Below are 16,014 nucleotides of genomic sequence, written 5' to 3'. Positions count from 1 at the left end.
CGCTACGATAGGAGACTGTTTCACAGTCCCTATCGTTAATCGAATTGATCCTGAACAAAGGCTAGAGCACCTTGTCCATCGCGTGTTAATTTAATGTACTGTGCACCTTCTGTCTTCGCCAATTTGATGCCTAGTTTATCTGTTTCAGCCTTCATATCTTCGAAGTTGGAAGCAACCTGAGGCGCCAAGATAACAAGGTCAAATTCTGGCAACATTTCACGGTGGGCTCCATAGCCACCTGCTGCAGCTTTAACTGGAACTTTATACTCTTCTGCGGCTTTATTCAAAGCATTGGCAAGAAGACCACTTGTTCCTCCACCCGCACAAAGAACGAGGACGTTTGTTTCTTCAGTAATTGTATTTTGTGCTGAATCTACTCCAGCTTTCTCAAGAATAGCATCTGCTTTTGCAGTGTTAAAGTTTGCAGCTACTTTTTCTTTTAATTCATCATTAGCTTTACCTGAACTTTCTTCTTCAAGAATTTGTTCATCATAAACCTTGAGGAATGGATAGTAGATAACAATATCTACTACAATTAACAATGCTGCAAGAGCGAATGATAAGAACTGGAAGTTTGTACCAAGAACAATACCAAGAGGTCCTGGTGTAGTCCATGGAAGGTTGGCAGTAAATGAGTTCATGCCAAGTGTTTCAATAAAGAACTTAAAGATCCATACGTTTGCAATTGGTGCAAAGATGAATGGGATAAAGAAGATTGGGTTCAAAACAAGCGGTGCACCAAACAAGATTGGTTCGTTTACACCAAAGAATGTAGGAACTACTGAAGCGCGTCCAATAGCACGATTTCGTTTTGATTTACATAACCACATAAACATGAAAGGAACAACAAGAGTTGCACCAGTACCACCCATAGTGACGATAAACATTTGTGTACCAGATGTAAGGATCTTATCAGCGTGCATACCTTGTTGAAGAAGGTTCAAGTTGACTTCAGCATTTGCATAAGTGATCGCTGCAATCGCAGGCTCAACGATAGATGGGCCGTGAATACCAATAAACCAGAAGAATGCAAAGGCACCGAAAATAATCGTAATACCAACATAACCGTCTGCTGCTGAGAATAGAGGCGCAAAGAATTTACCGATTGATTCTGCTACGCTTGCACCAACAAAATGACGAGCAAGTAAGTCAAGACCGTATAGGGAAACGACAGAAAGCGTAAATGGAATAACATCTTTAAAGACCTGTGAGATATTTGGTGGAACTTCATCAGGCATTCGAATAGTAACATTATTCTTCACACAAACCTTATAGATTGCTACAGTCACAAAGGCTGCTAGGAAAGCTGAAAGCAAACCTTTTGTTCCGAGGAAACCTGTTGCAAAGCCCCCTTCAATTGGGTCAGCTGCCAACATCAATAACCCAACAATAGCAGCTAATAGCGTTGACATATAGTTGATTTGATTGGTTTTCTCCATGTTACGGTTAACAGAGTCTGTTAAGGATTTAGCTGTTGTACCAGCAACCAAAAGTGCGAGAATACCCATTGAATAGCTATAAGGTTTCATCAAAAGCGCTACAACATCATCAGACCATACAAATCCCCATGAATTAGGCACAAAGGCAATCAAGATAAAAATACTTGAGAATAGAATGACTGGCATCCCAGCGATAAATCCATCCCGAATAGCACGAAGATAGATATTTCGAGATAGTTTTTCAAAGAAAGGCTTCCCTTTCTCGATATAGGCAATTAACTTATTCATTATTTAGCTCCTCTTTTATAAAGTTCAATTAAATGATGCATCAAATCTTTTAGCAAGATTGTTGTCATCAGGTGATCTTGGCCATGCATCATGGTCACGCTATAAGCCAAATCGTCACCAGCAGCTTCCTTAGTCAATAGACTAGTTTGCGCGTGGTGGGCCTCTGCAATACAGCTACCAGCTTCCTCTACCAGAGCGTCCGCTTTTGCAAAATCACCAGCTTCAGCAGCCTTCAAGGCTTCCAATAGTTTTGAACGAGCATCGCCAGCATAGGCAACAATTTCAAAACCTAACAATGTTACTTCTTCTCTATTCATGATAGATTTCTCCTTATATAATTTTTAGTAATATTATGACAATAAACGTTGAATATGTAGAACAAGGTAAACTCGTTCACTCTTATAAAGATCAACACCCGTTTCCTGAGCAATGACGTCATAAATTTTGCTACCAATCTCGAATGCTTCTGGATAGGTGTTTTTTATATGTTCTTCCATATCGAGCAAGGATTGATTATCATCGCGACTACGATCAAGGTAATCCAAGAAATAATTTAGATGAATCATAAAACGATCGTAGAAATTATTATTTTCTTGGGTTCTTTGAATGTTATAGCTCCTGAGAAGACTCTCAACCTTCTTTATGATTTCCTTTCTCTTATCAATAGCTTCTGGAACTTCTACCTCATTCTCACCCTCGGCATTAATAAAGTGGTAGGCTATTCTTTTTATTTCATCCTTTGGTAAATTACCAGATAGTTTACTATTATAGATTTCAAAAGACTCTTGAGCTATTTGAAAAGCAATAGGATACTCCTTTGAAATATCAGGTAAATTACTATCCTTATAACGTCCTTGGCTAATCGCTTGATAAGAACAATAGATATGGTCTGTCAAGGTTACGTAGAGGTACTCTTGAATAGGATATTGGTATTTTTTTGAAAGATTATCGATAATTTCATAAGTAACGGTAATAAAGTCTAACGGAACATCCTTGAGTAGAGTCATAAAATTTTCTCGAGATTCTTCAGTCTTCATACGAAAGACTTTTTCAACCTGATCCTCAGAAATCAAATCTCCCTTCTTCTTACCAAACGAAATACCCTTACCGACTACGATCAACTCCTCTCCCTTGCTATTCCGCACAAGAGAAACATTGTTATTCATTGGATTTAATATCCGATACATGTCGACCTCCTTGTTCTGTCATTTAAGAGCTAGAGTATAAAAAATGACCACAAATGACCCTGAAAATAAATTTCTGAGTCATCTGTGATCATGCCTAATATTACTTAGTAACACTCACTCTTATTAACTTGTGACTTAAGTATAGCACAAGATTTTTATTTTGTAAACCTTTACATGCAACTTTTTTAAAAGTTTTTTAGCTGGGTTTTAGACATAAAAAGGGTGGAAATTTACACACGTTCAGTCCATGAAGTTGCTGTTGTTTTAAGAACTTTGTTGAGTTCATCGATGTTCTCAAAACCAGTTGTACGAAGCCATTCGCGAGCAGCTGCTTCACCGTCTTTGATATAAGCTTCAACTGATCCAGCCCATGTTGCACGTCCACAAAGAACACCATTGAAGTTTGCACCTGATTCGTGGGCAAATACAAGAGTTTCTTGGAAGAGCTTAGCTGATACACCTGCACTCAAGTATATGTATGGCAAGTTAGTAGCTTCGTCTTGAGCTTTAAAGAAGGCTGCTGCTTCTTCACGTGTATGAACGATTTCGCCATCGCCAAATCCTTCAACGTATTTCACGTTAACTGGAACTTCCACTTTCAAGACATCGATGTTAAAGCGTGGGTCTGAGAAGACCTTCATAGCACCGATAACCTTGCGTGGTTTTACTTTTGCGTATTCGGCAGAACCTGCGTCCGCAATCTTTTCATCGTAAGCCAAGATTTCAAGGAAGAATGGAATATCTTCAGCTACACACTCAGAACCAATACGTTCAATGTAGGCTTGTTTTTGTTGGTTGAGTTCGTCAGAGCTATCTACGTCATAGTAAAGCAAGAATTTAACAGCATCTGCACCTTGTTCTTTGATACGTTTTGCAGACCAAACATCCAAGCAGTCAGGCAAGCGTTTTGTACTTGTTGTATCGTATCCTGTTTTCTCATAAGCAAGGAGAAGACCAGCATTTGGATCAAGAGCTTTTGTAGCTGGAAGTCCGTACTCAGGGTCAAGTAGCATAGATGAAGCATATTTAGTCAATTCATCTGCTACCAATACTTTAAGTTCTTCCATTTGAGCAACTGTTGGCTCTTCTGTTTGGTATTGAGCCATGAGGCGTTTCAAAGCACCACGTTGGTCAAAGGCGAGAGCTGAGATGATACCATTCTCATCAGAGAGTTTTTGCATACAAGCGCGTTTATTTTCTGTTAAAACCATTTTATACCTCTTTTACAATTAATTGGTCATATAGACCTTGATAGTTGGCCATATTGACATGACCGGTCATTTTTTCTTGAGCATTAAGCATACCAAGGACATTTGCCTTGATCAACAGTTCTTGATCCGTTTCATTATGGAAAAGACCAGAAGCAATACCTGCCACTGTAGAATCGCCAGAACCGACTGGATTTACTACTTGAATTCTTGGAATATCTACTTTGTAGAAAGTGTTACCGTGTTTAGCGAATGCTCCGTTAGCACCTAAGGAAACGATAATCCACTCGATTCCATCGAATAGTGGTTCTTGAAGGACTTCTTTTAATTCATCCAAGTCTTTAGAAATTTCTCTTCCTAAAAGTTGAGATAATTCTTCATTATTTGGTTTGATGACTGTTGGCTTATGTGGAGACTCAAGAACTGCCTGAAGTGCAGCGCCTGAACAGTCCAATACAACAGGTTTACCAGCTTGGTTAGCAAGTTCAACCAGACTAGCATAATAATCCACTGGAAGTCCTGCAGGTAGACTACCTGAAATGGCCACTACCTCTACAGTCTCTAAAAGTCCTTTGAAATGAGCCAAGAAATCTTGACCTTCTTTTTCTTGAACTTCAGGACCTTTTTCTAGGATTTCTGTTTGGTTTTCTCCATGTAGAATCGCGATACAGTTACGGGTTTCACCTTGAATAGAGAAGAAACGTTTGCTTACTTTATCATCAATATTTTCTACTAAAAAATCACCAAGTTTACCACCGACAAGTCCTGTTGCGACTAAGGAGTCACCAAATTCTGATAGGACACGAGTAACGTTAAGACCTTTACCACCAGCCGTTTTAGTTACATCTACAACACGGTTGACAGTGTCAATTTTCAGTTCATCCAAAGGATAGGAAATATCAATGGATGGGTTCATTGTGACTGTTAAAATCATAAGTAACCTCTTAGTCGTGGTATTCACCACGATCCCATTTTTCAAGGAACTCTGTAAAGAAGTTGGCATCAGTTTGATGATCGTTATGAGTTTCAACGTGTTGGATTTTAGCGATCAATTTTTTGTTTTCTTCTGATGGTTTGTATTCAGCGTTGATGAAAGCTTCAATGATATCACACATGAGCAATTCACCAGTGATTTTACCACCAAATCCGATTACGTTGGCATTCAATTGTTCTTTTGCATATAGAGCACTTGTCATATCTCGAACCAAAGCAGAACGAACACCAGGAACCTTGTTAACAGCATTATTGATACCTACACCAGTACCACAGATACATACACCAAGATCAGCTTGTCCACTAACTACTGCTTCACCAACTTTTTTACCAAAGATTGGATAGTGGGTACGAGCGTGGTCATAAGTACCAAAGTCGATAACTTCATGTCCTTTTGATTTCAAAAATTCTGAAACAGCCATTTTTTCATTTGTTACGATGTGGTCACATCCGATTGCAATTCTCATTTTATCTTACCTTTCTTTCAATATCAAAATTAGCACATTTTGTTCAACATGTCGACCCTGATTTGGTGACGACCGCCGTCGTATTTACCATTTACAAAGCCTTTAGCAATGTTTTTAGCTAATTCATCACCAACAAGTTGAGCACCCATCGTAATCATACGTGAGTTGTTGTGACCTCGAGTCATATAAGCTGAACGTTCATCAGAAACTTCTGCAGCAACCATTCCTTTGATTTTAGTAGCAACCATAAATGGACCTGCACCATAAGCATCAATGACGATACCAAGGTTTTGTTCTTCTTTCTTAACTTCTTCCGCAACTGCTAGAGTTACATCAACAAAGTCTTGACCTTCTGCTGTAACATCCACTACGTGGAAGTTTTCTTTTTCCAAGAAGTTTTTTACAACTTCTTTCAATCTTAAACCTGCAGCATCTGCACCAATAACAATAGCCATATTGTATACTCCTTTTTTATAATAGACCAGTAAAACTTTTTGATTCTAGCCTAAAAGAGACCTTTCTCAAATAGTTACTAGTAGTTTTGTTGACAATCATTTAAATTAAGAACAAATATCTTATTCGTTTCTTAATAAGCTTTCTTCAGAGAAAAGCCAGAACAGTAATCTTGTTAAAATAAACACAAATTGTTCTTTATAAACATAATATACTACTATTAGTTGGAAAAGTCAACAATTTATGTTTGTTTTTGTTTATTTTTTTATAAAATCTCGATATCAAATCCAACCTGATCAAAATCACTAGGTTTTATAATCTTAACATCTTTCTTATCTTCCAGTCTATCTCCTTCTTCTATTGAAGTAGACAAACCTGACCATGGTTCCAAGGCAATAAAAGGCCCTTTATTAAGAGTTGACCATACAATTAAATTTGGAAACTCTTTAAAATGTAGTTTTAAACCTTTATCATGTTTTCGTGAACGCAAAGCTACTGTGCGAGATTCCAACTCATCTAATGTCACAGCATCATAGCTAAAGAAATCAAAATTTAAATCTAATTCTTTTTGATTATTTAACCAATCACTTCTATCTTTGAAATCCAACATTCCTGTTTCTGGGAAAGGTTTTGGAACTGTACATGTTTCTGGCTTTTCAAATTCAAGATAGTAATCTTCATATACCTCGTCATCTAGTAAGGGACAGTTAAAACCAGGATGCCCACCGATAAAATATGGCATACTCTTTTCTGATTCTTTATTATAGATTTTATACTGTGTACGTATGCTTTTCCCAGTCACTGTATACGTAATTTCTAAACGAAAATGATAAGGGTAATTTACATACATTTCTTCATCATCTTCAATAGCAAATGAAACAGAATTATCTGTTTGTTCTACTAATGTAAACTCTTTTTTTCTTACTAGACCATGTCGAGGAATTTTTCCTTCTTTTTGACTACCATCTTCCTTATCATAAAGGACCGAATCATTTCTTACTGAACCACATATTGGGAATAATACGGGTGCTTGCCCACTCCAATAAGTTGGATCCCCCTGCCACAAATACTCTACATCATCTTTATCTTTTATAGAGGATAGCGCTCCTCCAAGTGTTTGAAACTCAACATTTAATTGATCTGATTTTAATACAATCACAAGTCTTACCTCCAATTTTCTAAAAAAACTAGGCTGACTGCTCCATAGTGGAAACTGACAACCTAGTTTTTACAATTTACATTTTTAGGAGCAAATTATTTTGAGTTTGCTGCGTATTCTTCGTTACGTTTGATCATTTGTTTTCTGTACCATGCAAAAATACCGATATAGAAAGTAAGGAAGATTACTGCACCAATAATTGCTTTGATATCACCTGTTGTAGTGTTACCAATTGTCCAACCAAGAAGTTTTTCAATTGGTCCTTCAAGTGTTGAGTGAGTGATCAATTGAGTTTGGCTCACACCTTCTGGGAAGGCACCTACACTTTTAGCAAGATCTGTTGCAAATGGTGCGATAAGTGTACCTGAAAGAAGGAAGAGTGGCAACAAGAGTGTTCCGAAGATAATCATACGGAGCAATTTACCACGAGTAACTACCAAGAGAGCTGGAGTCACACCCATAGCGATGATACCAGCAAGTGGCAAGATACCATTTCCGACATTTGAAAGAAGCACTGCTTCAATCAACATGATTGGTGCAAGTACGTTGGCACAAGCCCAGATTTCAGCACGACCAGCGATAAATGGCCAGTCAAGACCGATGTTGAATTTACGTCCTTGAAGACGTTTAGTAGCAACGTTTGTAATACCTTGTGAAAGTGGTTCTACGGCTGCGATGAACCATGAACCGATCAATGAGAAGAGCTCCAAGCAGACACCGGCAGTCAAACCAAGTGACAACCAACCTTTAATAACTAGTTCCCATTTATCAGCACCTTCTACACCTGGAACCGGTTGTGGAGTCCCCATCAAACCGATAACGATACCAAGGATGAAACCGATGAAGAATTTAGAACCCCAGAAACCGATTCTCTTGTTCAATTTAGCAGCGTCAAAGTCGTATTTATCAAGACCTGGGAAGAATTTATCAAAAATCTTATCCAAAACCATGATAACTGGGTTCATCATGTAGTTCATGTGAGTTGAAGTCATTGGTGATGAACTTGGTGCATTAAGAAGATCGTCGAATGTTGGTTTCATCAAGTCAGAGTTGATAATTTTAAGAACCCCTACAAGAACAACTGCTGCAGTCGCGATGAAAAGAGAAACTCCTTGACCAACTCCACTCTTGTCAGCATACCATTTAATCAAAAGACCTGTGATAGACAAGTGCCAGATATCGAAGATATCAACGTCAAGTGTGTCTGTTTTCTTCATTGCAAGCATTACAATGTTGACAATCAACATAACTAGCAAGAAGTATAGAGTCCATGCAGATCCCCAAGTGATTGTAGCAAGTGGTGCCCAACCAACGTCGGTGATGGTCAATTGAATACCAGTATTTTCAACGAATTTTGCAAGTGAAGCTGAGAAAGCTCCGTTAAGCATTCCGATGATAGCACCGATACCAGTAAGTGCGATGGCAAGTTTGATACCACCTTCAAGTGCTTTGGAGAATTTAACTCCGAAAAGCAAAGCCAATACTGTCAAAATGATCAGCATGATGATTGGGCCACCCATAGCCAAGATTGGTTTAAAGAAATCGTTGGCTAGATTGATAATGAAATCCATAATTTTTCCTCCCTTTATTTTTATGGAAAATTACAAAATAATAATTAACTTAATCCGTGTTCTTTAATTGCTGCTTCAATATTGTCATAAACTGGAGCGCTCATCGCTGGAATACGGAATAAGATAGGTCCAGCTTCTACTACTGGGATACCAGGGTCAAAACCTAAGTCTGTTGCAGCAATTGGTGTGAAGATATCATAACCTTTAATCAAGTCTTCGTTGACATCTTTAACCATAACTGCGTCACACTGTACGTCGTATCCACGGTTAGATAGCTCTTCTTCTAGAGCGCTTTTAATTTGGTGGCTTGAGTTAACACCTGCACCACATGCAGCAAGAATTTTAATCATTTGGATTTCCTCCGTTTTATATTTACTATTTATTAATGAATTTAAGCAGTTGCTTCTGAGATATACTGGAACAAAGCTTCTGGTTCTGTAATCTTAGAAAGTGCTTCTAGATGACCATTACCTGTAAAGAAGTCCATCAATTGAGCAAGGATATTAGTTTGACTTGAACTTGAATTATTGATGATAAAGAAGAGTAATGATACTTCTACTTCCTTGTCAGGAGCAATCATGTTGTGGAATGTTACTGGTTTCGCTAAGCGAACCACAACAACGTTTTCAGTTAAATTATGAATCGTGTCTGTGTGAGGGATTGCTACATTCGGCAAGTCCTTCCCAAGAAATTCCATATCTAAACCAGTTGGGAACATTTTTTCACGTTCAATCAATGCCGATCGATAGGTATCCGTAACAACTTTCTTTTCTTCCAATAGGGTTGCAACTTGATCAAATAGTTGCTCTTGATTATCTGCTTCTAAACAAAAAACTAAGTCTTTGCTGAAGAAATGATCTAGTCCCATGACCTTCTCCCTTCATATTTAACTTTTATGATACAAGTATAACACTATATGAAACCGTTGTCAATATTTTTTTGTTGTATTTTGTTTGATTTTTATTTTTTTTTGTTTGATTTTAAACAGCAAATAATTTTAAATAGTTTTGAAAAAAGATAGAAAAAAACAGGACATACATCCTGTTTTTTATCTATTAATTTTTTTCGTAGTCCAACTTTGTTCAATCAACGGAAGCATATCCTTTAAAACTTCAGGTGTCCCTTCTAGAGAAACGTATCTAAACTTACCATCATCTGATTTAAAGATCCAGATCACTAAATATTTACCATTTTTAGCAATACAGTTTACGACATAGGCGTCATAACCACCAATTTTTGACTTAGATCCCCAAACTTTAGAGAAATCCTTGCTTTGTTGTTTAGTTTGATAAACACTAGTAGAGACTTGAACAGCATCAAGAGCAGCATATTCACTTTCACTAACACCAAGGTGCTCTGGTTTAAAAGTATTTAGGGTTACGATATTGATGTCCGTTCCATCACAGTACTGAATATCATCACCACCCTCAACTTCTGTAAAATGAATCCATGATTTTGGCACTTTTACGTAGCCATAAGCATCTGACCCAATTACCTGTGTATCTTTAATTGTTGATTCGGCTACAGTTGTTGTTTCTTGAGCAGTGGTAGTTTCCTGGACTGTTGTTGTATCTGAGGCTACTTCTTTTTTAGATTTTGAAGTATTACAAGCAGCGAGGCAAAGGCAACACACTAAAAGTGTAGATAAGCTGACGATTTTTTTCATAATCCTTCTCCTTTCACTTCTATTCTAATGAATGAAAAGATAAGTGTCAAAAGATAACTGTATTAGGAATCAATTATTCTTCATCCATACTCAAGACACTTAGGAAGGCTTCTTGAGGAACTTCTACTGATCCGATAGCTTTCATACGCTTTTTACCAGCCTTTTGTTTTTCAAGAAGTTTACGTTTACGCGAAACATCTCCTCCATAACATTTGGCAAGAACGTTTTTACGAAGAGCTTTGATATCTGTACGAGCTACAATCTTGTGTCCAATAGCTGCTTGGATTGGAACTTCAAACTGTTGACGTGGAATGATTTTCTTGAGTTTATCAACGATGAGTTTCCCACGTTCATAAGCAAAGTCCTTGTGAACGATAAAGCTGAGTGCATCCACCTTGTCTCCATTGAGAAGGATATCCATTTTCACTAGCTTAGATGGGCGATACTCTGACAGTTCATAGTCAAAACTTGCATAGCCACGTGTTGAAGATTTGAGCTTATCAAAGAAATCAAAGACAATTTCAGCTAGTGGAATTTGATAGATAACATTGACACGATTATCATCGATATAGTCCATCGTGACAAAGTCACCACGTTTGCGCTGAGCTAGTTCCATAACAGCTCCTACAAATTCCTGTGGTACCATAATTTGTGCTTTAACATAAGGTTCTTCAATAGTTGCAATTTTAGTAGGATCAGGAAACTCGGATGGATTCGATACATCCATAGACTCGCCATCAGTCTGATTAACCTTGTAGATAACGGATGGTGCAGTCATGATCAAGTCAATGTTGAACTCACGTTCCAAACGTTCCTGAATAACATCCATATGAAGGAGACCCAAGAATCCACAACGGAAACCGAATCCAAGAGCTTGCGATGTTTCGGGTTCAAACTGAAGACTAGCATCGTTCAACTGCAATTTTTCAAGGGCTTCACGAAGGTCGTTGTATTTATTTGACTCGATTGGATAAAGACCTGCGAAAACCATCGGATTCATCTGTTTGTATCCAGATAGGGGTTCTGAAGCAGGGTTTGCCGCCAAGGTAACTGTATCACCGACACGAGTGTCTTGAACAGTCTTGATAGATGCTGCAATATAACCAACGTCACCTGTCGCAAGGAAGTCACGTCCTACAGCTTTGGGTGTGAATATTCCGACCTCAGTAACATCAAAGGTTTTACCATTGCTCATGAGCTGAATCTTATCACCTGGCTTAACAACTCCATCCATGACACGAACTTGGAGGATAACGCCACGATAAGCATCGTAAACTGAGTCAAAAATCAAAGCTTTTAATGGTGCTGATACATCACCAGTTGGTGCTGGAACTTTTTCTACAATTTGCTCTAAAATATCTTCAATTCCAATCCCAGCTTTTGCTGAAGCTAATACAGCCTCACTAGCATCCAGACCGATAACATCTTCAATTTCTGTACGCACGCGCTCCGGATCTGCTGCAGGCAAATCAATCTTGTTGATGACTGGAAGGATCTCCAAATCATTATCTAAGGCAAGGTAAACGTTAGCTAATGTTTGAGCTTCAATCCCTTGGGCGGCATCAACGACTAAAATGGCGCCCTCACAGGCAGCTAGAGAACGTGATACCTCATAAGTGAAGTCCACGTGTCCTGGTGTGTCAATCAGGTGGAAAATATAGGTTTCGCCGTCTTTGGCAGTATAATTAAGCTCGATGGCATTCAGTTTGATAGTAATCCCACGCTCTCTCTCTAGGTCCATACTATCAAGAAGCTGAGCTTGCATTTCACGACTAGAAACCGTCTCTGTAGCCTCCAAAATACGGTCCGCCAAAGTTGACTTCCCATGGTCAATATGCGCGATAATGGAAAAGTTTCGGATCTTCTCCTGACGTTTTTTCAATTCTTCTAAATTCAAGATTCTCTTCCTTTCAGGGTATCTATTAATTATAAATTGTTTTTATGTTTTTGACAAGACCATAATACCCTGTAGAGAGTATTAATCTTCAGCAACAAAGCCGTCATTTTCGATGAAATAGTGGTCTGTCATACCTTGGTCAGTAAAGATAATTCCATGAAGGACACCACCATAGACAGCTCCTCCATCCATTCCAATCTTTCCATCTTCTGTCATCCAAAGCTCTGGAGTACCTGGTTTTTGATCCAAAAGTCCGTAGACTGGTGTATGCCCAAAGACAATTGTTTTCCCTGTATGATTAGCTGCCTCGTGGAATGGTTTTCTGAGCCAGACTTTCTTGTAATCTGTAGTTTCATGCCAATCATCCAAAGTTAAATCAATTCCAGCATGAACAAAGATATACTGATCCGTTTCAATCACGAATGGCATTTGTCTGATAAAAGCAACCAAGTCTGCTGCTTCAGTTTCTACACGTTTAGCATCTGCTACTCCATCGACTGGTGCATCCAGTGGGCGCCCCAAAATAGAATTTATAGTTGTATCGCCACCATTACGACGATAGTGATCATAGCTTTCTTCAGGATTATCCAACCATGTTAAAAACATATACTCATGATTTCCTGATAAACAGATAGCTCCTTTGTTATCAACCAAGTCCTTGACCATTTCAAGAACACGTCGGCTATCCTCTCCTCTATCAATCAAATCTCCAAGAAAGAGTAATTGAGTCTTACCATCCCATGTTTTTAGAAGGTCCTCGAGCATTCCTGCTTTCCCATGGACATCTCCAATAACATAATAGTCTGTCATTTATTTCTCCTTACTTTGCAACAATTCTCTCGCTTGACTAAGTGCTGCTTCAGTCACATTCTCACCAGCCAACATTTTAGCAACTTCTTCCACCCTTTCTTCAACTGTCAACAAGCGAACTGTTGAAACAGTTGAATAGTCATTACTTATCTTTTCAATAAAGAACTGATAATCTGCAATCGCAATGACTTGAGGAAGATGAGATATAGCTAATACTTGGCCGTGCTGACCAATTTTATGAATCTTTTGAGCGATTGCTTGAGCCACACGACCGGAAACTCCTGTGTCCACTTCATCGAATACAATACTGGTCTTACCTTCCTTACGAGAAAAAGCAGACTTGATCGCCAACATGAGGCGAGACAACTCTCCTCCAGAAGCTACTTTAACCAATGGTTTAAAGTCTTCTCCAGGGTTGGTGGAAATGTAAAATTCAACACTTTCATTTCCTTCACGAGTAAACTTACCTTTAGTAAATTGAACCTGAAACTGAGCTTTCTCCATATAGAGGTCTTTAAGTTCTTGCTGAATCTCAATTTCTAATTGTTGAGCTAAGTTATGTCGAGCAGATGCAAGCTTAGTTGCTAAGTCAACTAGACTTACTTCCAATTTTTTGAGTTCTGCTTCCATATCATCTGAAGATAAATGATTGCCAGTCAAAAGGTTGTATTCTTCTGTGATTTTAGCAAAATACATCAAGACATCGTCAACATTCCCACCGTACTTACGTGTAATAGAGTGAATGAGATCTAAACGGCTTTCAATCTGCATGAGACGATTACCGTCGAAATCAAGACTTTCAATAATATCCTCTAAACGCTTAGTGACATCCTCTAATACATAATAGGATTCAGATAGAGAGGAAGATATTTCACGGTACTCTGCATCATAGTCTTCTAAACTTTCCATATCATTCATAGCTGAACGCACGTTAGCTAGACTTGAAAACTCTTCATTATCTAACATTGTATAAGCATTAGTCAACGTATCAGCAATATGTTTATGATTTAGAAGTTTATCTCGTTCTTGGTTTAGTTTGAGGTCTTCACCTGGCTGTAAGGACGCAGATTCAATTTCAGCCATCTGAAATTCCAACATTTCAATACGAGCCCTGTGCTCTTCTTGATTTTTCTTAATCTCAAGAAGTTCCTTGCGCATTTTACGATAAGCATCAAAGTTTGTCTGATAGGCTTGCTTCAGTTCCAGAAAATCTGCATCACCAAAACCATCAAGCATCTGAATATGCAATTGGGGACGCATTAACTCTTCTTGATCATGTTGGCCATGGATATCAACAAGATACTGTCCAATTGAGCGAAGAACAGATAGATTAACCATCTGTCCATTGACACGACTAACACTACGCCCGTTTTGTAAAATTTCACGACGGATGATGATTTCATCGCCTAACTCCAGACCTTGCTCATCAAAAATCTCTTGTAAAGCTCGACTATTTTCAATTGAGAAAAGACCTTCGATTTCAGCCTTAGGAGCACCATGACGAATAACGTCCGTTGTAGCTCTGGCTCCCAGCATCATATTCATAGCATCGATGATGATAGACTTCCCAGCACCGGTTTCCCCAGTCAGAACTGTCATCCCCTTCTCAAAATTAAGTGAAATAGCCTCAATGATGGCAAAGTTTTTAATTGAAATTTCAAGTAACATAAGGTCCTACCACTTTTTAACTTGTTCAACAATCTCTACAGCTGCTTCTTCAGTTCGCGCCACAATTAAAATTGAGTTATCATCTGCTAAACAGCTAAAAATCATATCTGAAAATGTTTGAGTCAATTGACTTTTTACAAAAATTGTATTCCCAGGAATGACATCTAAATTAATGAGATTCCCCATTCTTTCAAAACTTTCGATATTGTTCTCAGCTAACTGTAAACTTTTAACTACTGACTTTGGTAATTCATAGACATATGTATTGTCTTTCAAAGGAATTTTTACAATCCCTAATTCTTTGATATCACGTGAAACAGTTGCTTGAGTAGCAGAGATGCCTGCTTCTCTCAAGTGTTCAACGATTTCTTCTTGTGTGCCGATTTGATAGTCAGTCACAAATCTTCTAATCTTTTCAAGTCTTTCTTTTTTATTCATCTTTAAACTCTCTATGTGCTTTTTCTACTACTTGTTCTATTTCAGAAACTACTTGATTGCTTGCATGTTCCTCTTTACGTAAATAAGCAAGAAACTCAATATTCCCATGTCCACCTTGAATAGGAGAGAAATCCAATCCTAAGACTGAGAATCCTTCATCAACTGCCATTTTAGTAACTGATTCTAAAACATTTTGGTGAACTTTGGCATCTCTGATAATTCCATTTTTACCAATCTGTTCTCGTCCTGCTTCAAACTGTGGTTTTATGAGTGCGACGACTTCACCTTGGTCTTCCAAGACTCTATGTAGAGCCGGTAAAATGAGACTCAAAGAAATAAAACTCACATCGATACTTGCAAAACTTGGTTCTTCTTCAAAGTCATTTTTTTCAGCATAACGAAAGTTAAATTGCTCCATGCTAATAACACGTGAATCTTGGCGTAATTTCCAGGCTAGCTGATTGGTCCCAACATCAACGGCATAAACCAGTTTCGCACCATTTTGAAGCATGACATCCGTAAAGCCTCCTGTTGAAGCTCCAATATCAATGGTCGTTTTGCCTTCAACTGATATTTCAAATTTTTCTAAAGCTTTCTCAAGTTTCAAGCCGCCTCGACTAACATACTTGAGTTTCTCACCCTTGAGTTTTAATTCAGTATCGTCAGGAATTTTTTCTCCTGGTTTATCAAAACGCTCACCATTAAGGACTGCAATCACTAATCCAGCCATTACGCCCCGCTTAGCCTGTTCTCTTGTTTCAAATAAACCT

At 38.3% G+C, this 16,014-nt stretch carries 17 protein-coding genes; all 17 read right to left on the bottom strand.

Annotated features, from left to right (window positions below; translation table 11 throughout):
- Positions 1 to 35: 35 nt before the first annotated feature.
- Positions 36 to 1,727, bottom strand: a complete 1,692-nt coding sequence (locus ACWPUA_RS05170; protein ID WP_414265321.1) for a lactose-specific PTS transporter subunit EIIC — start codon at positions 1,725 to 1,727, stop codon at positions 36 to 38.
- A complete protein-coding gene (locus ACWPUA_RS05165; RefSeq protein ID WP_247912375.1) occupies positions 1,727 to 2,044 on the bottom strand; it encodes a PTS lactose/cellobiose transporter subunit IIA in 318 nt (105 codons plus the stop codon). Before ACWPUA_RS05165 ends, ACWPUA_RS05170 begins: the two co-directional genes overlap by 1 nt.
- A gap of 33 nt (positions 2,045 to 2,077) precedes the next feature.
- Entirely contained in the window at positions 2,078 to 2,914 is an 837-nt protein-coding gene (locus ACWPUA_RS05160; protein ID WP_454379589.1) for a PRD domain-containing protein, read from the bottom strand.
- Positions 2,915 to 3,144: 230 nt separating this feature from the next.
- The gene (gene lacD, locus ACWPUA_RS05155) at positions 3,145 to 4,125 is read right to left on the bottom strand and encodes a tagatose-bisphosphate aldolase (RefSeq protein ID WP_006152000.1); all 981 of its coding nucleotides are present in this window, start codon (positions 4,123 to 4,125) and stop codon (positions 3,145 to 3,147) included.
- Position 4,126: 1 nt separating this feature from the next.
- Positions 4,127 to 5,056, bottom strand: coding sequence for a tagatose-6-phosphate kinase (locus ACWPUA_RS05150; RefSeq protein ID WP_454379587.1), 930 nt, complete (start codon positions 5,054 to 5,056; stop codon positions 4,127 to 4,129).
- A gap of 10 nt (positions 5,057 to 5,066) precedes the next feature.
- Positions 5,067 to 5,582 (bottom strand): galactose-6-phosphate isomerase subunit LacB, encoded by a 516-nt coding sequence (gene lacB / locus ACWPUA_RS05145; RefSeq protein ID WP_254804065.1) that lies wholly within the window; start codon positions 5,580 to 5,582, stop codon positions 5,067 to 5,069.
- A gap of 29 nt (positions 5,583 to 5,611) precedes the next feature.
- Complete coding sequence (gene lacA, locus ACWPUA_RS05140; RefSeq protein ID WP_006151484.1) at positions 5,612 to 6,037, bottom strand: galactose-6-phosphate isomerase subunit LacA; 426 nt, start codon at positions 6,035 to 6,037, stop codon at positions 5,612 to 5,614.
- A gap of 263 nt (positions 6,038 to 6,300) precedes the next feature.
- Complete coding sequence (locus ACWPUA_RS05135) at positions 6,301 to 7,194, bottom strand: aldose 1-epimerase family protein (protein ID WP_414314065.1); 894 nt, start codon at positions 7,192 to 7,194, stop codon at positions 6,301 to 6,303.
- Positions 7,195 to 7,289: 95 nt separating this feature from the next.
- Positions 7,290 to 8,765, bottom strand: coding sequence for a PTS galactitol transporter subunit IIC (locus ACWPUA_RS05130; protein ID WP_414268160.1), 1,476 nt, complete (start codon positions 8,763 to 8,765; stop codon positions 7,290 to 7,292).
- Between the two features lie 44 nt (positions 8,766 to 8,809).
- Positions 8,810 to 9,115: a PTS sugar transporter subunit IIB gene (locus ACWPUA_RS05125; RefSeq protein ID WP_006148587.1), complete on the bottom strand. Its 306-nt coding sequence runs from the start codon at positions 9,113 to 9,115 to the stop codon at positions 8,810 to 8,812.
- A 41-nt stretch (positions 9,116 to 9,156) separates the two neighbouring features.
- On the bottom strand, positions 9,157 to 9,633 hold the full coding sequence (locus ACWPUA_RS05120) for a PTS sugar transporter subunit IIA (RefSeq protein ID WP_006148588.1): 477 nt from the start codon (positions 9,631 to 9,633) through the stop codon (positions 9,157 to 9,159).
- Positions 9,634 to 9,813: 180 nt separating this feature from the next.
- A complete protein-coding gene (locus ACWPUA_RS05115) occupies positions 9,814 to 10,431 on the bottom strand; it encodes a hypothetical protein (RefSeq protein WP_454379582.1) in 618 nt (205 codons plus the stop codon).
- A 73-nt stretch (positions 10,432 to 10,504) separates the two neighbouring features.
- The gene (gene lepA, locus ACWPUA_RS05110; protein ID WP_036757546.1) at positions 10,505 to 12,328 is read right to left on the bottom strand and encodes a translation elongation factor 4; all 1,824 of its coding nucleotides are present in this window, start codon (positions 12,326 to 12,328) and stop codon (positions 10,505 to 10,507) included.
- 81 nt (positions 12,329 to 12,409) lie between these two features.
- Positions 12,410 to 13,138, bottom strand: a complete 729-nt coding sequence (locus tag ACWPUA_RS05105) for a metallophosphoesterase family protein (RefSeq protein ID WP_454379580.1) — start codon at positions 13,136 to 13,138, stop codon at positions 12,410 to 12,412.
- Complete coding sequence (gene recN / locus ACWPUA_RS05100) at positions 13,139 to 14,806, bottom strand: DNA repair protein RecN (RefSeq protein ID WP_454379578.1); 1,668 nt, start codon at positions 14,804 to 14,806, stop codon at positions 13,139 to 13,141.
- A gap of 6 nt (positions 14,807 to 14,812) precedes the next feature.
- Complete coding sequence (locus ACWPUA_RS05095) at positions 14,813 to 15,244, bottom strand: arginine repressor (protein ID WP_004253525.1); 432 nt, start codon at positions 15,242 to 15,244, stop codon at positions 14,813 to 14,815.
- Positions 15,237 to 16,014: TlyA family RNA methyltransferase (locus ACWPUA_RS05090; RefSeq protein WP_454379576.1), on the bottom strand; the 778-nt coding region annotated here is incomplete at its 5' end. The genes ACWPUA_RS05095 and ACWPUA_RS05090, both read right to left, overlap by 8 nt.

It is taken from the genome of Streptococcus sp. Marseille-Q6504, from assembly GCF_965111625.1.
This window is presented reverse-complemented; position numbering and strand designations above follow the sequence as displayed.

Coding starts and splice junctions, on each gene's coding strand:
- ACWPUA_RS05130 (WP_414268160.1), bottom strand. CDS start 8,765: ATGGATTTCATTATCAATCTAGCCAACGATTTCTTTAAACCAATCTTG.
- lacB (WP_254804065.1), bottom strand. CDS start 5,582: ATGAGAATTGCAATCGGATGTGACCACATCGTAACAAATGAAAAAATG.
- lacA (WP_006151484.1), bottom strand. CDS start 6,037: ATGGCTATTGTTATTGGTGCAGATGCTGCAGGTTTAAGATTGAAAGAA.
- ACWPUA_RS05170 (WP_414265321.1), bottom strand. CDS start 1,727: ATGAATAAGTTAATTGCCTATATCGAGAAAGGGAAGCCTTTCTTTGAA.
- ACWPUA_RS05165 (WP_247912375.1), bottom strand. CDS start 2,044: ATGAATAGAGAAGAAGTAACATTGTTAGGTTTTGAAATTGTTGCCTAT.
- recN (WP_454379578.1), bottom strand. CDS start 14,806: ATGTTACTTGAAATTTCAATTAAAAACTTTGCCATCATTGAGGCTATT.
- ACWPUA_RS05125 (WP_006148587.1), bottom strand. CDS start 9,115: ATGATTAAAATTCTTGCTGCATGTGGTGCAGGTGTTAACTCAAGCCAC.
- lacD (WP_006152000.1), bottom strand. CDS start 4,125: ATGGTTTTAACAGAAAATAAACGCGCTTGTATGCAAAAACTCTCTGAT.
- ACWPUA_RS05095 (WP_004253525.1), bottom strand. CDS start 15,244: ATGAATAAAAAAGAAAGACTTGAAAAGATTAGAAGATTTGTGACTGAC.
- ACWPUA_RS05120 (WP_006148588.1), bottom strand. CDS start 9,633: ATGGGACTAGATCATTTCTTCAGCAAAGACTTAGTTTTTTGTTTAGAA.
- ACWPUA_RS05115 (WP_454379582.1), bottom strand. CDS start 10,431: ATGAAAAAAATCGTCAGCTTATCTACACTTTTAGTGTGTTGCCTTTGC.
- ACWPUA_RS05160 (WP_454379589.1), bottom strand. CDS start 2,914: ATGTATCGGATATTAAATCCAATGAATAACAATGTTTCTCTTGTGCGG.
- ACWPUA_RS05150 (WP_454379587.1), bottom strand. CDS start 5,056: ATGATTTTAACAGTCACAATGAACCCATCCATTGATATTTCCTATCCT.
- ACWPUA_RS05105 (WP_454379580.1), bottom strand. CDS start 13,138: ATGACAGACTATTATGTTATTGGAGATGTCCATGGGAAAGCAGGAATG.